At 69.1% G+C, this 13,232-nt stretch carries 18 protein-coding genes; 11 read left to right on the top strand and 7 right to left on the bottom strand.

What is annotated here, in order from left to right; all coding sequences use genetic code 11:
* Nucleotide 1 precedes the first annotated feature (1 nt).
* From sctS to ACSQ2F_RS19605, 3 genes are read left to right on the top strand one after another with little or no spacing between them, the layout of a single operon-like run.
* Complete coding sequence (sctS, locus tag ACSQ2F_RS19615) at nt 2–274, top strand: type III secretion system export apparatus subunit SctS (RefSeq protein ID WP_436025922.1); 273 nt, start codon at nt 2–4, stop codon at nt 272–274.
* Nucleotides 274–1,071 (top strand): type III secretion system export apparatus subunit SctT, encoded by a 798-nt coding sequence (gene sctT / locus ACSQ2F_RS19610; RefSeq protein WP_436025920.1) that lies wholly within the window; start codon nt 274–276, stop codon nt 1,069–1,071. The genes sctS and sctT overlap by 1 nt, the downstream gene beginning before the upstream one ends.
* Before the next feature lies 1 nt (nt 1,072).
* Nucleotides 1,073–1,792: a GNAT family N-acetyltransferase gene (locus ACSQ2F_RS19605; RefSeq protein ID WP_436025918.1), complete on the top strand. Its 720-nt coding sequence runs from the start codon at nt 1,073–1,075 to the stop codon at nt 1,790–1,792.
* Here ACSQ2F_RS19605 and ACSQ2F_RS19600 read toward each other — a convergent pair.
* The 3 genes from ACSQ2F_RS19600 to ACSQ2F_RS19590 form a co-directional block, all read right to left on the bottom strand.
* Nucleotides 1,745–2,413: a hypothetical protein gene (locus tag ACSQ2F_RS19600; RefSeq protein ID WP_436025916.1), complete on the bottom strand. Its 669-nt coding sequence runs from the start codon at nt 2,411–2,413 to the stop codon at nt 1,745–1,747. The two genes, ACSQ2F_RS19605 and ACSQ2F_RS19600, sit on opposite strands and share 48 nt — an antisense overlap.
* Nucleotides 2,410–2,637, bottom strand: coding sequence for a hypothetical protein (locus tag ACSQ2F_RS19595; protein ID WP_436025914.1), 228 nt, complete (start codon nt 2,635–2,637; stop codon nt 2,410–2,412). The genes ACSQ2F_RS19600 and ACSQ2F_RS19595 overlap by 4 nt, the downstream gene beginning before the upstream one ends.
* Before the next feature lie 86 nt (nt 2,638–2,723).
* Complete coding sequence (locus ACSQ2F_RS19590) at nt 2,724–2,966, bottom strand: hypothetical protein (RefSeq protein WP_436025912.1); 243 nt, start codon at nt 2,964–2,966, stop codon at nt 2,724–2,726.
* Between the two features lie 129 nt (nt 2,967–3,095).
* On the opposite strand from ACSQ2F_RS19590, the gene ACSQ2F_RS19585 reads away from it, so the two are divergent.
* Genes ACSQ2F_RS19585 through ACSQ2F_RS19570 form a run of 4 tightly spaced genes read left to right on the top strand, consistent with a single transcriptional unit; the run spans nt 3,096 to nt 6,106 of the window.
* The gene (locus ACSQ2F_RS19585; RefSeq protein WP_436025910.1) at nt 3,096–4,046 is read left to right on the top strand and encodes a LysR family transcriptional regulator; all 951 of its coding nucleotides are present in this window, start codon (nt 3,096–3,098) and stop codon (nt 4,044–4,046) included.
* A gap of 36 nt (nt 4,047–4,082) precedes the next feature.
* A complete protein-coding gene (locus ACSQ2F_RS19580; protein ID WP_436025908.1) occupies nt 4,083–4,844 on the top strand; it encodes a UPF0149 family protein in 762 nt (253 codons plus the stop codon).
* A 20-nt stretch (nt 4,845–4,864) separates the two neighbouring features.
* Nucleotides 4,865–5,635, top strand: coding sequence for a metallophosphoesterase (locus ACSQ2F_RS19575; RefSeq protein WP_436025906.1), 771 nt, complete (start codon nt 4,865–4,867; stop codon nt 5,633–5,635).
* Nucleotides 5,636–5,683: 48 nt separating this feature from the next.
* Nucleotides 5,684–6,106 carry a universal stress protein gene (locus ACSQ2F_RS19570; protein ID WP_436025904.1) on the top strand — a complete coding sequence of 141 codons (423 nt, stop codon included), beginning with the start codon at nt 5,684–5,686 and terminating at the stop codon, nt 6,104–6,106.
* A gap of 2 nt (nt 6,107–6,108) precedes the next feature.
* Here ACSQ2F_RS19570 and ACSQ2F_RS19565 read toward each other — a convergent pair whose 3' ends face one another.
* Together ACSQ2F_RS19565 and ACSQ2F_RS19560 are read right to left on the bottom strand one after the other, a co-directional pair.
* Entirely contained in the window at nt 6,109–6,720 is a 612-nt protein-coding gene (locus ACSQ2F_RS19565; protein WP_436025902.1) for a TetR/AcrR family transcriptional regulator, read from the bottom strand.
* Nucleotides 6,721–6,815: 95 nt separating this feature from the next.
* Nucleotides 6,816–7,013 carry a hypothetical protein gene (locus tag ACSQ2F_RS19560; protein WP_436025900.1) on the bottom strand — a complete coding sequence of 66 codons (198 nt, stop codon included), beginning with the start codon at nt 7,011–7,013 and terminating at the stop codon, nt 6,816–6,818.
* Between the two features lie 204 nt (nt 7,014–7,217).
* On the opposite strand from ACSQ2F_RS19560, the gene ACSQ2F_RS19555 reads away from it, so the two are divergent.
* The 3 genes from ACSQ2F_RS19555 to ACSQ2F_RS19545 all read left to right on the top strand — a co-directional run bounded on the left by ACSQ2F_RS19555 (nt 7,218) and on the right by ACSQ2F_RS19545 (nt 10,382).
* A complete protein-coding gene (locus tag ACSQ2F_RS19555) occupies nt 7,218–7,436 on the top strand; it encodes a hypothetical protein (protein WP_436025898.1) in 219 nt (72 codons plus the stop codon).
* A 75-nt stretch (nt 7,437–7,511) separates the two neighbouring features.
* A complete protein-coding gene (locus tag ACSQ2F_RS19550) occupies nt 7,512–8,798 on the top strand; it encodes a D-amino acid dehydrogenase (RefSeq protein WP_436025896.1) in 1,287 nt (428 codons plus the stop codon).
* A gap of 96 nt (nt 8,799–8,894) precedes the next feature.
* Nucleotides 8,895–10,382, top strand: coding sequence for a YdgA family protein (locus ACSQ2F_RS19545; protein ID WP_436025894.1), 1,488 nt, complete (start codon nt 8,895–8,897; stop codon nt 10,380–10,382).
* Nucleotides 10,383–10,433: 51 nt separating this feature from the next.
* On the opposite strand, the gene ACSQ2F_RS19540 is transcribed toward ACSQ2F_RS19545, so the two are convergent.
* Complete coding sequence (locus ACSQ2F_RS19540; RefSeq protein WP_436025892.1) at nt 10,434–10,898, bottom strand: tetratricopeptide repeat protein; 465 nt, start codon at nt 10,896–10,898, stop codon at nt 10,434–10,436.
* A gap of 116 nt (nt 10,899–11,014) precedes the next feature.
* Here ACSQ2F_RS19540 and ACSQ2F_RS19535 point away from each other — a divergent pair, with 116 nt between their 5' ends.
* Nucleotides 11,015–12,313, top strand: coding sequence for an Hsp70 family protein (locus ACSQ2F_RS19535; RefSeq protein ID WP_436025890.1), 1,299 nt, complete (start codon nt 11,015–11,017; stop codon nt 12,311–12,313).
* On the opposite strand, the gene ACSQ2F_RS19530 is transcribed toward ACSQ2F_RS19535, so the two are convergent.
* Entirely contained in the window at nt 12,285–13,022 is a 738-nt protein-coding gene (locus tag ACSQ2F_RS19530; protein WP_436025888.1) for a YecA family protein, read from the bottom strand. The genes ACSQ2F_RS19535 and ACSQ2F_RS19530 overlap by 29 nt on opposite strands.
* Nucleotides 13,023–13,232 lie beyond the last annotated feature (210 nt).

Raw genomic sequence — 13,232 nt, 5'->3', positions numbered from 1 at the left:
CATGTTCAACACCGAAGCGATGCAACTCACGCAGCAGGCCCTCTGGCTGGTGCTCGTGCTGTCGGCGCCGGCCGTCGTGGTGGCCGCGCTCGTGGGCCTGTTGATTGCCTTCGTCCAGGCGGCCACGCAGTTGCAGGAGCAGACCTTCCAGTACGCCGCGAAGTTCTTTGCCATCGTGGTGGTGATCCTCATCACCGCGTCGCTGCTGGGCGGCACCCTCGTCCACTACAGCGACCGCATCTTCTCCGGCTTCGCCGGCATGGTGCGCGGCTAGTGGAGTCGCTGGGGCAGATCGCCGCGCTCTCGGACCAGGCCCTGCTGCTGGCCTTGTCGACGACCCGCATTGCCGTCGCCTTCCTCTTGCTGCCGCTGTTCACCGGCGACCTCATCCCGGCCACGGTGCGCAATGCCATCTACCTCGCCTTCGGCATCATCGCGCTCAGCCTGCAGCCGCTGGCCACCAACGCGCAGGTGATGCACGTCAACTGGATCCTGCTGTTCGCCAAGGAGGCCTTCATCGGCGGTGGAGTGGGCTTTCTCTTCGGCTCCATCCTCTGGGCCTTCGAGGCGGCGGGTTCGCTGATCGACACAAAGATCGGTGCCACCACCGCCCAGGTGACCGACCCGCTCTCGGGCCAGCAGACGCCACTGACCGGCGCCTTCCTGGGCCGGCTCGCCAACTTCGTCTTCATGTTCTCGGGCGGCTTGCTGGTGCTGGTGGGCACGCTGCTCGACACCTATGCGCTGTGGCCCGTGCTCGCGCCGGCCCCGGTGCTCTGGGCTGCCGGCGGCGCGGTGTTCGAGGCGGAGTTCGGCCGGCTCATGCGCCTGGCGCTGCTGATCGCCGCGCCGTCGCTGGTCGTGTTGTTCGCCATCGACGGCATCCTCGGCCTCGTGAACCGGTTCGCGCAGCAGCTCAACGTGTTCTCGCTGTCGATGTCGATCAAGACCTGGGCATCCACCGCAGTGCTCATGGTGTTGCTCACGTCCTTCGTGCAGCAACTGCTGACGGACATCCAGAGCCGTCCGGCGGCCGTGCTCCGGGCCCTGAGGGCCTTGCTGGGGGGCTGAGATGACGGCCCTGCCATCCACCGAGGGGCGGCTGCGACTGCGGCGCTTCACGCCCGAAGACCGGCATGCGCTGGTCGCCATGCATGCCGAGCCGCGCCTGCGCGAGTTGCTCATCGATGACATGCCGTTCGACGACCCGCGCTTCTCCGCCCTCTTCGTCGAGCGCATGAACGCCTTCTACGAGGCGCATCCCGGGCTCGGCATCTGGGCGGCGGAGCAATGGCTGCCGGCGCTCACGCCCGACGATCCGGAGTTTGCAGACGCGGTGGAGGCCTTGGCGCCGGAGGCGTTGGCCCGGCTGCTGGCGCCTCGGCCGGAGTTCGTCGGCTGGTTCAACCTGATGCCGATGCCCTCGCAGCCCGAGGAGGTCGAGCTGGGCTGTCGGCTGGTACCTGCCGTGTGGGGCAGCGGCATTGCCATCGAAGGCGGCACACTGTTGCTCGACCATGCGTTCACCACGCTCGGCCGCGAGCGCGTGCAGGCGGTGTGTCACCCGCAGCATCGCTCAGTCCACATGCGATTGCACATGCTCGGGTTCCACCCCACCGGCGAACGGCCCTACGAGGGCGTATGGTGCAGCCACTTTGCCGTGGACGCCGCTACCTGGCGGCAGACACGCGTCCAGGCCCTGGGGTCGCGGCGGCGTGCCGCGATGGCCTGGCTGGGTGGGTGGTCAGCGGTCGAAGCGGGCGCGCGCGTCGCCCAAGGCACCGAAGGGTGAGCCATGGAGGGCGTCCCGCAGGGCGCCCACGACGGCATCGGCCGGCCGGTCGGCCTCCCAGGCCGAGACCAGCGCCGACAACGCGGCGCGGGTCGAGCGGGTGAGCGAACCACCGAGCGGGTCATCGATGTCCTGGCGCAGCTTCGCGCAGTAAAGCGCCTTGGCCTGGCGATCGGAGGACACCAGCGCCACCACCGAGGTCGCTGCGGAATCGAAGGCCGCGGCCGGGAGGGGTGAGGGGCCACTCTGCTGGGCGTGCCAGGCGCACAGGTACTCGATGGGACCGAGGCTCCGGCTGTGCCCGCCGGCCGAACCGGCCTCCAGGGCGTGTCCACCCCAGGCGCTCAGTCGGCCCGAGGGCATGCGACCGGTGGAAAGCGCGTGAACCAGGGTTTGCGCAACGGCCCGCTGCCCCTCGGCGTCGGCGCGGTCATGGACCACGCACAGCAGCTTGAGAAAGGCGGGGTAGAGCTGATCGCCCAGCGCGAGGCAGACGCGGTCGAGGAAGCGAACGCGCTGGTCCGGCGTGGGAAGCGTGCTGCAGCCGTCGATCAGGTCCTGAGCGGCGGCCTCCCAGTCGGGAGTCGCCTTCAGCACCGCGCTCGGGGCGCCGGCATTCATCGCGCCGGATCGGCCTCGATCAAGTGGCTGGCCAGGCGGAGGGCCCAGCCGTCGGCGTCCAACGGGGCGTCGGCTCGCCGCTGCGGCGACAGGACCCGGGCACTGGCCACCTCCTGCGTCAGCCACTCGGCGGGCCGGGCGGAAGCCGGCGCGGGGCGGGACGTCGTCAACTCGCTCCAGCCGGAGGCGGGGCGGTGATGGGTGAAGGGGACCGTGGTGCTCATCGGGACTGTTCCTGGGACCGAAGCTTAAGCGCTTCGCGTCCTCGGGGGCAGATGGTGCCGCCCCCAGCTAGGGTTGCCCCCAGGCCTTACAGGCCGTTCTGCTGCTCGTAGCGGTCGATCGCGGCGGTCAGGTCGGCGGCGCTGCGCGGGTCGCGACGGTTCCATTCGGCGGCCAGGGCGCGGGCACGGCGCACGTCACGCGAGGCGTCGCGCTGAGCGGGGCTCGGACGGAACGCGGTGAGGAGGTCGGCCACGGCGTTGCCGATCCAGGTGGCGCCACGGGGGGCAGTGCGTTGTTGGGGGACTTGCAGATTCAGGGTGGTGTTCATTTTGAACTCCTTTCAACTCGCCGACCGACATCGATCAGCGCATGGTCGAGAGATTAGGGTTTCCCCTAGATTTCCGCAAATTGAATCTGTGAAGGATGGATATACACAACACTTATATCTGGGCGCGGCATGAATTTCCTCACGCTGGACCTCAACCTGCTGCGCGTGTTCGACGCCGTCATGGCCGAGCGCAGCCTGACCCGGGCCGCTGATCGCCTGGCGATCACCCAGCCGGCGGTGAGCAACGCGCTGAAACGCTTCAGAGATTCGGTCGGCGAGGACTTGCTCACCCGGGAGCCGTACGGCGTGCGCCCGACCGCTTACGCCGAGCGCGTGTGGCCCCAGGTGCGGGCGGCCCTGGCGACCTTGCGGGACGCGTTCGGCCAGAAGGCATTCGATCCCCAGATCGATGCCGCCAACTTTCGCATCGCCAGCGCCGACGCCACGGCGGCCACGTTGCTGCCGTCGGTGATCGCGGAGATCGAACGCACGCAGGCCCAGGTCAACCTGCGTGTCGTGCCCCTGACGACCCGGGATCCGCGCTCGCTCCTGGAGCGCGATGAGGTCGACGTCGCCGTCGGCTACTTCCCGGAGGCCGTCGCCGCGCTGGTCGCCCAGGGGGCGGATGCCACCCTGCGCCACCGCCAGCTTCACCAGAGCGAATACGTCTGCGTGATGCGCCGTGGCCATCCGCTCGCGGAGCAACCGCTCACCCTCGATGCCTTCTGCCAGGCTCACCACCTGCTCGTCAGCTTCTCCGGGCGACCCCACGGTTTCGTCGACCAGGCGCTCATCGCGCTGAACCGCACGCGGCGCATCGTGCTGACGGTGAACCAGTTCTTCACCGCCGGGCGCGTCGTCTCCCAGAGCGACCTGCTGACCGTGCTGCCGGCGTCCTTCATGGCCGCCACCGGCTACCAATCCGCCCTGGTGGAGCGGCCCTTGCCACTGCACCTGGCCCGCATCCATGTGGCCGTGCTGTGGCACCTGCGGCATGACGACGACCGTGCCCATCAATGGCTTCTGGCCCGATTGAGCGACGCGGCGCAGGCGCTCGAGGCCGCGCGCGCGGCTTCGTAAGACAATGGGGCCTGTGCCATCCCACCGAGACCTGCCATGCCGCCGCCCGTTGTCGCCTCCATCCCCCACGACCTGAACGACGAGGAGTTCGCCGAGCTGGACGACCTGCTGCAGGCCACGCCCGAGCCGCTCACCCCGGTGGACGTCGTCATGCTCGACGGCTTCCTGTGCGGCGTGCTGGTGCAGCCCGTGCTCCTGGAGCCGGCGGTGTGGCTGCCCTTCGTCTTCGACTTCGACGGCCAGCCGCTGCCCGACGACGTGGACGTGGCCTGGAAGGAACGTGTCACCTCGCTGGTGCTGCGCCGTCAGGCGGCCCTCAACCACGCCCTCGTCGAGGACGGCTGGTTCAACCCGCTGGTGCTCGAGTTCGACGAGGAACACCCCCGCGAGCCGGTGCCCGAAGGCGAGACGGACCCGATGGCCGGCCTCAGCGAAGTGTCGCAACCGCTGATGCCCTGGGTCGCCGGCTTCCAGCATGCCGCCCTGTGCTTCCCCGACCTCTCCGAGATGCCGGATGACGCCGTCATGGCGGCCCTCGCCCGCCTGTACCGCCACCTGCCGACCGAGACGGACGAGGAGCGGGAAGTGGTCGCCGTGCTGGATCGCGAGCATCCGCTCGCGACGCTCGACGACGCGATCGAGGAGCTGGTGGTCACGGTGGCCGACCTGGCCGACCTGACCCGCGACCAGCGCTTCAAGGTCGAACAGGTCCGCCGCGACACCCCCAAGGTCGGCCGCAACGACCCCTGCCCGTGCGGCAGCGGCAAGAAGTACAAGCAGTGCCACGGCGCCACCTGAGCGTGAAGGGCCGCTGATCCGTGCGACTGCAGCTGCTCTCCGACCTCCACCTGGAGACCGAGCACTTCGACCCCGTCCCGGTCCCGGGTGCCGACCTCCTCGTGCTGGCGGGCGACATCGACAGCACCTGGGAGGGTCTGGCCCGCTTTGCCGGCTGGCCCGTGCCAGTGATCCTGGTGGCCGGCAACCATGAGTTCGACCGGCGGGAACTCGACACCGCCTGGCCAGCCTTGCGCGAGCATTGCGGGCAACTGGGCCTGCGGCTGATCGAGCGCGAGCGCCATGTCGTGACCTCCCCCGACGGCCGCCGCATCCGCTTCGTCGGCACCACCCGCTGGTGCGACTTCGAGCTCTTCGGCCCGGGTCGACGGGTGAAGACGGAACGCGCCGGCGAGTTCTTTGCGCGGGTGATGCGCTCGACCCAGCATGGCGAACCGTTCGACGCCGCGGCGGTTCGGCGCGAGGCGCTGGCCTGCCGCGCCTGGCTGGCCGACGAGCTCGCCTGTTCCGGCGACTGGGACGCCACCGTTGCCATCACCCACTTCGGACCCAGCCTGCGCAGCGCCGACCCGCGCTACGGTGACCAGCCGGGCACGGCCAGCTTCTGCAATGCCGATGACGACCTGCTGCCGCACGCCGACCTGTGGATCCACGGCCATTTGCATTGCCGGCACGACTACCGCGTGGCCCACCCGGACGGCCGGGAGACCCGCGTCGTCTGCAACGCAAGGGGGCATGGCCACAAGAACGAGAGCGACGGCTACGACGGCGCCCGCACCGTCGATGTATGACCCCTGCCGGGTGTGCAACACTCGGCGTCCTTTTTCCCTGGAGCGTTCATGAAGATCCTCATCGCCGCTGATGGCAGCCCCTACACCCGCCGCGTGCTCGACTACCTCGGCAGCCACCCCGAGTTCGCAGAAGGCCACCAGGAATTCGTGGTGCTGCACGTCGTGGCCGCGGTCCCGCCGCGGGCGGCCGCCAGCGTCGAACGTGAACTGCTGCAGGGCTACTACGACGACGAGGCCGAGAAGGTCTTCAAGCCCATCCGCAGTTTCTTCAAGAAGCAGGGGCTGAACGCCGACTTCGTTGCCAAGGTGGGTCACGCCGCCGAGGTGATCGGGAAGACGGCGAAGTCAGGCAAGTTCGACATGGTGATCATGGGCTCGCGCGGCCACGGCAGCCTCGGATCGCTGCTGATGGGTTCGGTGGCCGTCAAGGTGCTCGGCCACTGCGAGACACCGGTGTTGCTCGTTCGCTGAACTCAGCCCCGGGCGGCCAGCCCGTCGAAGCACGTCCGGGTCAGCATGTCGATGATCTGGGCGTCGGTGTACTGGCCGCCGGCCTTGAGCAGGCCGAGCACCGGGTCGCAGGCGCGTGCGAACAGGGTGTAGAGCACGATTTCAGGCGGCAAGGTCGCGTCGAGTTCGCCGGCTGCCTGGGCCGCCGTGATCCACTCCCCGAGCCGGTCGCTCACTTCCATCAGGCGGTCGATGTAGACCTTGTGGCTCATGAGCGTCGTGCGGAGCAGGGAGTTCTGGGCTGGCAGCGAGGGCATCTCGCCCGCCAACTGAACCTCCATGGTCCAACGGGCCACGGCTTTGAGCTGTCCGACCGGCGAGGCTGACCCGTCGGCGGGCAGCGTGTCGAAGAAGGCAAGGGCGCGTTCGAGCACCTTGACCATGGCCGCCGCCGCCAGCACCTCCTTCGACGGGAAGTGCTTGTACAGGCTGGCCTTGGCGATACCGACGTCAGCGGCCACCTCGTCGACCGTCATGGACTCGAAGCCCTTCTCGGCCAGCAGGCGATTGACCGACGCCACGATCGCGTCTTCACGCACCTTCAACACCTGCTCACGAAAAGAAACCTTGGCCATGACGCCATTGTAGGGCCCTTGCAGGCGGCTCGCCTTTTCGGCAGACGATCAGGTGTGCGTGTGAACTACAGAGTTCACACAGCGAAGCTTTTCGGTCAGTCCGCCAGTGGCAGCCCGGTCCGCGAGGAGACCCTTCGCAACCTCGGGTCGGCCGGTCGCTCGGCCGGCCCGGGGTCGGGCGCATCGAAGCTCGCATCGAGGCCGAAGGCCGTGCCCATGTCCGCCGCGTCCGGTTCCACGGCCTTGTCGTGCCACCGGCGAGGCCACCATGGCCAGTAGGGAATGAGGTTCATCGCAATGCTCCCGGGAGGTCAGGCCCAGGGACAGTGTGCGGGTTGCCCGTTTCCTGAAGGGCTTGAACTGAGGGCGCCAGCCGGCGCATCTCCGATGATCCGGCCCTGTCCTACACCGCTTCGCTCGCTGGAGGGATGCCGCTGCAGTCGCCCGCGGCGTAACGTGGAGTCCTGCGCCACCGGACTCGGCGCACGGAGATCGACATGAACACCACGCCCCGACAAATCCTTGCCTCCGGTACCGCCATTGCCGCGGTGGCGGGTGCGCTGCTACTCGGCGCCGAGGACAGCGGGCGTGCTCCGTTCACGGTGGAGCATGCGGCCGACATCACCGCCGGCCTGTGGATGCCCGCACCACGCGTGGTGATGCCCGTCAGCAACCAGCGCACCCCCTCGGACCGCGCCCGCCAGGCGGCGCGCTGACCGATCGGAGCGATGCTTGCCGCCGGTCAACCGGCCGCGCGGGCAGGACACGCCGATCGGGCGTAACCTAGCCGAATGAAAATCGTTGTCCTGGGGGCGGGCATCATCGGGGTCAGCACCGCCTGGCATCTGCTGCAGCGCGGCCATGAGGTGACCGTCGTCGATCGGCAACCCGCCGCGGCCCTCGAAACAAGCCATGCCAACGGCGCCCAGATCTCGGTCAGCTTCTGCGAACCGTGGGCCCACCCGACCGCGCCCCTGAAGGTGCTGCGCTGGCTGACCCGGGACGACGCGCCCCTGCTCTTTCGGCCCCAGCTGGACTGGCACCAGTGGCGATGGGGCCTCGGCTTCCTGGCCCAGTGCACCATGCCGGCCTTTCGCCGCAACGTCGGCGAGCTGGTGGCCCTCGGCCGCTACAGCCACGAGGCCCTCAAGCAGATCGTGGCGGACACCGGCATCGAGTACCACCGGCTCGAGCGCGGCATCCTGCACCTGTTCTCGACCCAGCAGGACCTCGACACCGGTGCGGCCGCCGCCGCGTTGATGCAGCACTTCGGGGTCGACCGACGGGTGCTGACGCGCGAGCAGGTGCTGGTCGTCGAGCCCTCGCTTCGTCACTTCGCCGGTCTGCGCGGCGGCACCTACACCCCGAGCGACGAGTCCGGCGACGCCTTCGTCTTCACCCAGGCGCTGGCCCGGCAGTGCGCCGAGCGCGGTGCGCGCTTCCTGTTCGGACGGGACATCCTGGCCCTGGACCGCGACGGCGGCGGCGTGCGCGGCGTGCGGGTGTGTGACCGGGAGTCGCGTGAGCTGGCCACCCTCAGCGGCGATGCCTACGTCGCCGCGCTCGGCAGCTTCACGGCGCCGCTGCTGCGGCCGCTCGGGGTCTTCCTGAACATCTATCCCACCAAGGGCTACAGCGCCACGCTGCCCCTGAAGCGGCCAGAGGATGCCAGCGAGGTGAGCCTGCTGGACGATGCCTACAAGATCGCCATCAGTCGCCTCGGACCGGAAGTCCGCATTGCCGGCACAGCCGAAATGGCGGGCTACGACACCAGCCTCACCGGCAGCACGGCCCAAGTGCGCTGCCGCCAGCTGGTGCAGCGCTACGAGTCGCTTTTTCCGGGCGTGGCCGACACCAGCGCGCCGCGCTTCTGGGCCGGCCTGCGCCCGAGCACGCCGGACAACCGGCCGATCATCGGACGCACCCGCCTGCCCAACCTCTGGGTCAACTCCGGGCATGGCACGTTGGGGTGGACCCACGGCGCCGGGTCGGGCCTCGCCCTGGCTGAATTGATCGACGGGCGGACGCCGCCCATCGGTTTCGGCTTCTCCGGCGCACGGCGCTCCGGCACCGTGTGACTTGCGACACGCGACGATCCTGGCATCCCCTCCTAAACTGCCGCACCGGTCGGCGACCCCGCCTGCCGGACCCAACAACTTGAGGGAGAGGGTCGGATGAACAAGGCAGTGGTCGGCGCAGCGGCGCTTGTGGTGGTGGTCGGGGCCGGCACCGGTTTCGCGGCATGGTCGGGCGCCAAGGTTGCCGGCGAACTGCAAGCCAAGACGGGCGAATTCCTGGCACCGTTCGGTGGCGTCAAGGTCATCGAGAACCGCGTCGACAAGGGCCTCTTCAGCTCGCTGCACACGGTCACCATCGAAGTCGGCTGCGGTCCTGATGCTGACGCAGCACCGGCCGCCGTGCCAGCGGCCGACGAGGGCGACGCGGCCGGCAAGCCCACCCGCATCACTTGGCGCCACCACATCGCCCATGGCCCGCTGCCGGGCGGCAAGGCCGTCGGTCTGGCCACCATCGACTCCGAGATCGTGCTGCCGCCGGAAGTGGCCGCCCAGATCGCCAAGGTCGCGGGTGACAAGGCCCTGCTGACCGTCCGCACCACCCTCGGCTTCGGTGGCGGCTATGTCACCGACATCACCAGCCCGGCGCTTCAGTTCGCCGAGGCCGGCAAGGGTGAGTTCAACTGGCAGGGCCTGCGCGCCACGGTGCGCGGCAGCCTCGCAGGCGGCATGGCTGCGGGCGGCACGTACACCCTCGAGGCCCCGGGCCTCGACGTCAAGTTCCAGACCCCCGATCAGCAAGGCGCCATGCAGGTGGGCCGCATGACCATGGAAGGCGAGGTCCTGCCCCATGCCGGCAATGCCTTGTGGATGGCGCCCTCACGCGGCACCGCGCGCGTCGCCTCCATGTCGTTCACGCTTCCGCAGGCGGGACAGGCCGAGCCGACCCGCGTGGTCTTTGACGACCTGACCCTCAGCTCCGACGCCAAGATCGACGCCGCCGGCCTCTGGTCGGCCGTCAGCAAGATGAGCACCAAGGGCCGCGTCGGCGAGTTCGCCATCGACAAGGTCGACATGCAGGTCTCGCTGAACCGCATCCATGCCGCCACCTATGAAGCACTGATCAGCAAGGCGATGCAGTCGTCGTTCAGCTGCAAGAAGGACGGCGACGCCGAGGCCGCCGTGGCGCTGGCGGCCGACATGCAGAAGGGCTTCGGCGCCCTGCTCACGCACAACCCCGAGTACGCCCTGGACCGCCTGGCCGTCGAACTCGGTGGCCAGACCGCCGAGCTGTCCTACAGCTTCGGTACCAAGGACATGACCGAGGCCGACGCCGCCCTGCCCCTGCCGGCCCTGCTCGGCACCAAGGCCTATGGCAACGCCTCGTTCAAGGTGCAGAATGGCTGGATCGAGAAGGTCGTCAAGCAGATGGTGGCGCTCAAGGCACAGGGTGACGCCGCTGCCGCCGAGGAAGCGACCGCCGGCACCCTGGCGTTCGTCAACGCCTCGATCGACGACATGGTGACCAAGGGCTTTGCCGTGCGTGAAGGCGATGTCGTGCGCAGCAAGGCGGTCTTCGAAGGCGGCATGCTGAAGGTCAACGACCAGCCGCTGAACCTGCCGATCGGCGCGATGATGGGCCGCTGAAGCGGACCGTACCGCAGTGAAGGCGAGGCCGCGAGCGTCAGCCCGCGCGCCTCACCAGCCGACGTACTTGTTGCCAGCCGCCTTGTAGCGCCGCACGGCGTCTTCGAGGTCCAGGTACTCGGGGCAACTGCGCTGGCAGGCCTTGTCCAGACGCGCCAGGCGATCCTGCGCGGTGCGCAGGTCGCCGTTGATCAGGGCGAGCTCACCCGAATAGGCCAGCGCGCCGCGATGGGCGGGGTCAAGTTTCAGTGCCGCGTCGTAGTGCTTGCGAGCCGCCACCCGATCCGGCTTGGCGCTGCGGCGCAGGCTGTAGCCCATCAGGTTGTGCCAGTCCGGATTGCCGGGATCGCTCACCTCGCGAAGCGACACCACGGCCTCCTCCCACCGTTTCGACGCGATGTGCTCCCGGGCTGGCGCCAATGCATCGTTGCCACCCCCGCCATCGGCCGCCCACACCGCAGCGGCCGCGAAGGCCAACAGGGCCGCTGCGCAGGCGCGCGGGAACGTCGAGGTCATGGCAGCGCTCCGGAAAGGGTGTGGCAGGAATTGCGTGCCCGGATTGTGCGGCCTTTCGCCGCCGTGCTCCGCGGGCTGCCCCTACAATCGCGCCCCCGCTTGAAGCACCCCACCCCATGTACTGCGCGATCGACTTCGGCACCTCCAACTCGGCCATTGCCATTCCCTCGGCGGACGGCATGCGCCTCGTCGAACTGGAGCCCGGCCACCGCACCATGCCGACCGCGGTGTTCTACTTCACCGAAGGCCGCGAGGTGGACGGCCCGCCGCGTGCGTTCGGACGTGCCGCCCAGGCCGCGTATGTCGAAGGTGTCGACGGCCGCCTGATGCGCTCCATGAAAAGCATCCTGGGCAGCAGCCTCGTCGAGCAGACGACGGACGTGGGCGGGGGGCGGGGCGTCAAGTACCTCGACATCATCGGCGGCTACCTGCTGCACCTGAAGCGGCTGGCCGAACGGGACGCCGGCGCACCGATCCGGCGCGCCATGCTGGGCCGGCCTGTCTTCTTCGTCGATGACGACCCACTGCGTGACGCGCAAGCGCAAGCCACCTTGGAAGCTGCCGCCCGAAGCGTCGGCTTCGACGAGGTGCAGTTCCAGTACGAGCCATTGGCCGCGGCCTTCGACTTTGAAAGCCGCGCGCGGCAGGAGCAGCTGGTGCTGGTGGCCGACATCGGCGGCGGCACGTCCGACTTCTCGGTCGTGCGGGTGGGGCCCGAGCGGGCCGCCCGCCTGGACCGCCGCGACGACATTCTCGCCAATCACGGCGTCCACGTCGCCGGCACCGATTTCGACCGGCGAGTCGAACTCGCCAGCATCCTGCGCGAGTTCGGCTACGGGGCGAGCGGCCCGAGTGTGAACGGCGCGGCGCCGCGAGAGGTGCCCAGCACCGTCTACTTCGACCTGGCCACCTGGCACCTCATCAACACGGTCTACACGCCGCAGCGCGTGGCGGAGTTGCGCAACATGCGCGGCTTCTATGGCGACCCGGTGCACCACAAGCGGCTGATGACGGTGGTGACCGAGCGGCTCGGCCACGAACTGGCGGCTCGCGCCGAGGAGGCCAAGATCGCGGTCGCCCAGGGCGGTGACACGCGAATCGACCTGGGCGTGGTGGAGAACCGCTTGGCGGTATCGCTCTCGGAGCGTGAGGCCGTCCAGGCGATCGATGCGGACATCGAACGCATTGCCGAGGCCGCGCGCGAAACGGTCCGCCAGGCGGGACTCGAGCCTGCGCAGGTGGATGCGCTGTACTTCACCGGCGGCTCCACCGGTCTGCGGCTGTTGTCGGAGCGGATCGCCGGAGCATTCCCTTCAGCCGAGGCCCTGCACGGCGACCGGTTCGCCAGCGTGGCCACCGGCCTCGGCCTGCACGCGCGCCGCTGGTTCAGCGGCGCGGCGGCGGACCGCGCCTGACCGGCGGGCGGGGGCTTCTCGGCGCGGCAGCCGCCTGCACCGGTCGGCTCACGTCGGCCAGCAGCAGCGTGGCGCGCACCAGCGTTTCGACCGCCTCGGTGAGGTCCGCGGGCGGCTCCATGGTTTCGATCTCCGCCAGCAGGTCGTCCGCGTCCTCGAGGTCGTCCGGCGCCAGGTGCTGGAACAACAGCGCGAGCGGTTCGGTGAGCTTCTGTTCGTCGAGCTGCATCAAGCCTGCAAACCGGTCCACGGCAGCGGCGAAGCCCGCCACCCACGGGTAGACGGCATCCACCTCGGGCGGTGCTTCGTCCTCGTCGGCGAAGCCGTCGTTCTCTTGCGCCGCGCCCGGCGCCTCGTCGAGTTCGAACACCCAGGGATCGAACCACTGACGCGAGACGATGGCCGCATTGAGCTCGCCATGCCGACGCAAAACCAGTTGACGCAGGCGGGGCGCATCGAACCGACCGGGCACCGGGCGACCCTGGTCGATGTCGGTGACAAAGGGCAGCCACTGCGCCTCGGCCACCCGTTGCGGCTGCAGCAGCACACCGCAGAGAAAGCCGTCGAGCATGGTGACGTCCAGCGGTTCCAGCGGTGCCGGCACGCGGTCAAGCAGGGACTGCAGTTCGTCGATCTCGCGCTCGCTCAGGGGAGGCGGCACGGGACGGGGCGACGGCGCAGACGGGGGGCGGGCATGAGAAGGGGCCATGCGCGATTGTCGCGCCGAAGCAGGCGCATCCCCCAAAAGGGGGTGTCCCCGTGCGGGGGAGGTGCGAGCTCTTGCGGCATGGCATCGGTTCACCCAACTCGTTGTCGCATCAAGCGTTTTTGGATGCGCCGGCGAAGAATCCGCCGGATTTCGTCCTACCTCCTAGGGATGGTCTCCTCGGAGGTACCCCCCTAAAGTCCCCTTCGAGCT

The organism is Rhizobacter sp. LjRoot28 (assembly GCF_964253025.1).
Taxonomy (GTDB): domain Bacteria; phylum Pseudomonadota; class Gammaproteobacteria; order Burkholderiales; family Burkholderiaceae_C; genus Rhizobacter.
The sequence above is the reverse complement of the archived record's forward strand: the minus strand, read 5'-3'. Positions and strand labels throughout refer to the sequence as shown.

Bases quoted from the DNA above. Each gene is read 5' to 3' on its own strand.
- ACSQ2F_RS19565 (WP_436025902.1), bottom strand. From the start codon at position 6,720: ATGGCCAAGGTTTCTTTTCGTGAGCAGGTGTTGAAGGTGCGTGAAGAC.
- ACSQ2F_RS19555 (WP_436025898.1), top strand. From the start codon at position 7,218: ATGAACACCACGCCCCGACAAATCCTTGCCTCCGGTACCGCCATTGCC.
- sctS (WP_436025922.1), top strand. From the start codon at position 2: ATGTTCAACACCGAAGCGATGCAACTCACGCAGCAGGCCCTCTGGCTG.
- ACSQ2F_RS19590 (WP_436025912.1), bottom strand. From the start codon at position 2,966: ATGAACACCACCCTGAATCTGCAAGTCCCCCAACAACGCACTGCCCCC.
- ACSQ2F_RS19550 (WP_436025896.1), top strand. From the start codon at position 7,512: ATGAAAATCGTTGTCCTGGGGGCGGGCATCATCGGGGTCAGCACCGCC.
- ACSQ2F_RS19545 (WP_436025894.1), top strand. From the start codon at position 8,895: ATGAACAAGGCAGTGGTCGGCGCAGCGGCGCTTGTGGTGGTGGTCGGG.
- ACSQ2F_RS19595 (WP_436025914.1), bottom strand. From the start codon at position 2,637: ATGAGCACCACGGTCCCCTTCACCCATCACCGCCCCGCCTCCGGCTGG.
- ACSQ2F_RS19585 (WP_436025910.1), top strand. From the start codon at position 3,096: ATGAATTTCCTCACGCTGGACCTCAACCTGCTGCGCGTGTTCGACGCC.
- ACSQ2F_RS19560 (WP_436025900.1), bottom strand. From the start codon at position 7,013: ATGAACCTCATTCCCTACTGGCCATGGTGGCCTCGCCGGTGGCACGAC.
- ACSQ2F_RS19570 (WP_436025904.1), top strand. From the start codon at position 5,684: ATGAAGATCCTCATCGCCGCTGATGGCAGCCCCTACACCCGCCGCGTG.
- ACSQ2F_RS19580 (WP_436025908.1), top strand. From the start codon at position 4,083: ATGCCGCCGCCCGTTGTCGCCTCCATCCCCCACGACCTGAACGACGAG.
- ACSQ2F_RS19605 (WP_436025918.1), top strand. From the start codon at position 1,073: ATGACGGCCCTGCCATCCACCGAGGGGCGGCTGCGACTGCGGCGCTTC.
- ACSQ2F_RS19530 (WP_436025888.1), bottom strand. From the start codon at position 13,022: ATGGCCCCTTCTCATGCCCGCCCCCCGTCTGCGCCGTCGCCCCGTCCC.
- ACSQ2F_RS19535 (WP_436025890.1), top strand. From the start codon at position 11,015: ATGTACTGCGCGATCGACTTCGGCACCTCCAACTCGGCCATTGCCATT.
- ACSQ2F_RS19600 (WP_436025916.1), bottom strand. From the start codon at position 2,413: ATGAATGCCGGCGCCCCGAGCGCGGTGCTGAAGGCGACTCCCGACTGG.
- ACSQ2F_RS19540 (WP_436025892.1), bottom strand. From the start codon at position 10,898: ATGACCTCGACGTTCCCGCGCGCCTGCGCAGCGGCCCTGTTGGCCTTC.